Raw genomic sequence first — 2,867 nt, forward strand, 5'->3', positions numbered from 1 at the left:
GAGACCGCACATCCCACATCTGGCCTGAAACTATCCGCGCGACCTTATGGCACACCAACACAAAAAGGCGGGCCCACCCCGCCCGACAAACTCAGTGAGTCTACCCGGCGGGGAGGCCGCACCCAAAGTGGATCTTTACGAGCGTTACGCCTGCTCGTCGAAGAGGCTCGTCACCGAACCGTCCTCGAAGACCTCACGCACCGCGTTCGCGATCGTCGGCGCGATCGAAAGCACCGTGATCTTGTCGAGCTCCAGGTCACCCGGGTCGGGCAGGGTGTCCGTGAAGACGAACTCGCTCACCTTGGAGTTCTTCAGACGGTCCGCGGCCGGACCGGACAGCACACCGTGCGTCGCCGTCACGATGACGTCCTCCGCACCGTGCGCGAACAGCGCGTCGGCGGCGGCGCAGATCGTGCCACCCGTGTCGATCATGTCGTCGACCAGGACGCAGACGCGGCCCTTCACGTCACCGACCACCTCGTGCACGGTGACCTGGTTCGCGACGTCCTTGTCACGGCGCTTGTGGACGATCGCAAGGGGCGCGCCCAGACGGTCGCACCAGCGGTCGGCGACGCGCACGCGGCCGGCGTCCGGCGAGACCACCGTCAGCTTCGAGCGGTCGACCTTCGCACCCACGTAGTCCGCGAGGACCGGCAGCGCGAAGAGGTGGTCGACCGGGCCGTCGAAGAAGCCCTGGATCTGGTCCGTGTGCAGGTCGACCGTGAGAATGCGGTCCGCACCCGCGGTCTTCATCAGGTCCGCGACCAGACGGGCCGAGATCGGCTCACGACCGCGGTGCTTCTTGTCCTGACGGGCGTAGCCGTAGAACGGCACGATCACCGTGATGGAGCGGGCCGACGCACGCTTCAGCGCGTCGATCATGATCAGCTGCTCCATGATCCACTTGTTGATCGGAGCCGTGTGGCTCTGGATCAAGAAGCAGTCCGCGCCACGAGCCGACTCCTGATACCGCACATAGATCTCGCCATTGGCGAAATCAAAAGCCTTCGTCGGCACGATGCCGACACCCAGCTTGTGTGCGACCTCCTCGGCCAACTCGGGGTGGGCGCGGCCGGAGAAGAGCATCAACTTCTTCTCGCCGGTCGTCTTGATCCCGGTCACAGCACTGTCTCCTCAGAGAGTTCTAACCGCTGCCGTACTCACGCGTCCCGGTGCGTCGAGTCGGCCGAATGTGTGCACCTATCACGGTACGCCGTGTACGACGCACCTGTTTCCGGTCAGCTTTCGCCTTCCGGCTTCCGGGACGCCGCCTCGGCCGCCTTCGCAGCCGCGCTCCCCGGACGCTTACGAGCAACCCATCCCTCGATATTCCGCTGCTGGCCCCGCGCGACGGCCAACGAACCCGCCGGCACATCCTTCGTGATCACCGAGCCGGCCGCCGTGTAGGCACCGTCCCCGACCGTGACAGGAGCCACAAACATGTTGTCCGAACCAGTGCGGCAGTGCGACCCCACCGTCGTGTGGTGCTTCGCCTCACCGTCGTAATTCACAAAGACGCTCGCCGCACCGATGTTGGAGCACTCACCGATCGTCGCGTCACCCACGTACGACAGATGCGGCACCTTCGAACCGTCACCGATCGTCGCGTTCTTCATCTCCACATACGTACCCGCCTTGGCCTTCACACCAAGCCGCGTCCCCGGCCGCAGATACGCGAACGGACCGACACTCGCCTGCGCCCCGATCTCGGCACCGTTCGCGACGGTGTTGTCGACCCGGGCACCCGCACCCACCCTGGTGTCCATCAGCCGGGTGTTGGGCCCGACCTCGGCACCCTCACCCAGATGCGTGGCGCCCTGCAGCTGCGTACCCGGATGCACGATCGCGTCCTGCTCGTACGTCACCGTCGCGTCGAACCACGTCGACGCGGGGTCCACCACCGACACACCGGCCAGCATGGCCTCCGTCAGCAGCCGCTCGTTCAACGTGCGCCGGGCCTCCGCCAGTTGTACGCGGTTGTTGATCCCCGCGATCTCCTGGTGATCGGCGGCGACGGAAGCCCCCACCCGATGCCCGGCCTCGCGCAGAATCCCCAGCACATCAGTCAGATACTCCTCACCCTGACTGTTGTCCGTACGCACCTTGCCCAGCGCGTCCGCCAGCAGCGCACCGTCGAATGCGAACACCCCGGAGTTGATCTCCCGGATCGCACGCTGCGCATCGGTCGCGTCCTTGTGCTCGACGATGGCGGTCACCGCGCCGCTCTCGCCGTCCCGCACGATCCGCCCGTAACCGGTCGCGTCCGGCACCTCGGCGGTCAGCACGGTGACGGCGTTCCCGTCGGCGGAGTGCGTCTCGGCGAGCTTCTGCAGCGTCGCACCGGTCAGCAGCGGAGTGTCCCCACAGACCACGATCACGGTCCCGTCCACGGAACCACCGAGCTCCTCGAGCCCGATACGGACCGCGTGACCCGTGCCGTTCTGCTCGCTCTGGTAGGCGGTGCGGACGTCGGGCGCGATCACCCCGAGGTGACCCGTGACCTGCTCCCTGGCGAACCCGACGACGGTGACGAGCCGCTGCGGGCTCAATGCGTACGCGGCTTCGAGCACATGCCCGATGAGGGAACGCCCACAGATCTCATGCAGGACCTTGGGGGTGGCCGACTTCATACGGGTGCCCTCACCCGCTGCGAGGACGACGACGGCTGCCGGGCTGTTGGCGCTCACGGGGGTGCCCTTCGGCTTCGAATGTGCGGGGGGTGGACATCCGCAGGATACCGGGGCGTTGTGGGGCGGAAATGAGGGCGGGGGGGGGGGTGCGGGGGGGGGGTGAGAAGAAACGAAGAACGCCCCCCGGGCTTGTTAACAAAGAAGCAAATATCCCAATAGCACGGGGGGTGGCGGAAA

The 2,867-nt window shown here is 66.4% G+C and carries 2 protein-coding genes; both read right to left on the reverse strand.

The window, feature by feature from the left end; genetic code table 11:
* Positions 1 to 144: 144 nt before the first annotated feature.
* Positions 145 to 1,122 carry a ribose-phosphate diphosphokinase gene (locus ACFWY6_RS30370; RefSeq protein WP_266866016.1) on the reverse strand — a complete coding sequence of 326 codons (978 nt, stop codon included), beginning with the start codon at positions 1,120 to 1,122 and terminating at the stop codon, positions 145 to 147.
* Positions 1,123 to 1,238: 116 nt separating this feature from the next.
* Positions 1,239 to 2,687 carry a bifunctional UDP-N-acetylglucosamine diphosphorylase/glucosamine-1-phosphate N-acetyltransferase GlmU gene (gene glmU, locus ACFWY6_RS30375; protein ID WP_384696989.1) on the reverse strand — a complete coding sequence of 483 codons (1,449 nt, stop codon included), beginning with the start codon at positions 2,685 to 2,687 and terminating at the stop codon, positions 1,239 to 1,241.
* Positions 2,688 to 2,867: the final 180 nt, after the last annotated feature.

The organism is Streptomyces sp. NPDC059037 (genome assembly GCF_042740015.1).
Taxonomy (GTDB): Bacteria; Actinomycetota; Actinomycetes; order Streptomycetales; family Streptomycetaceae; genus Streptomyces.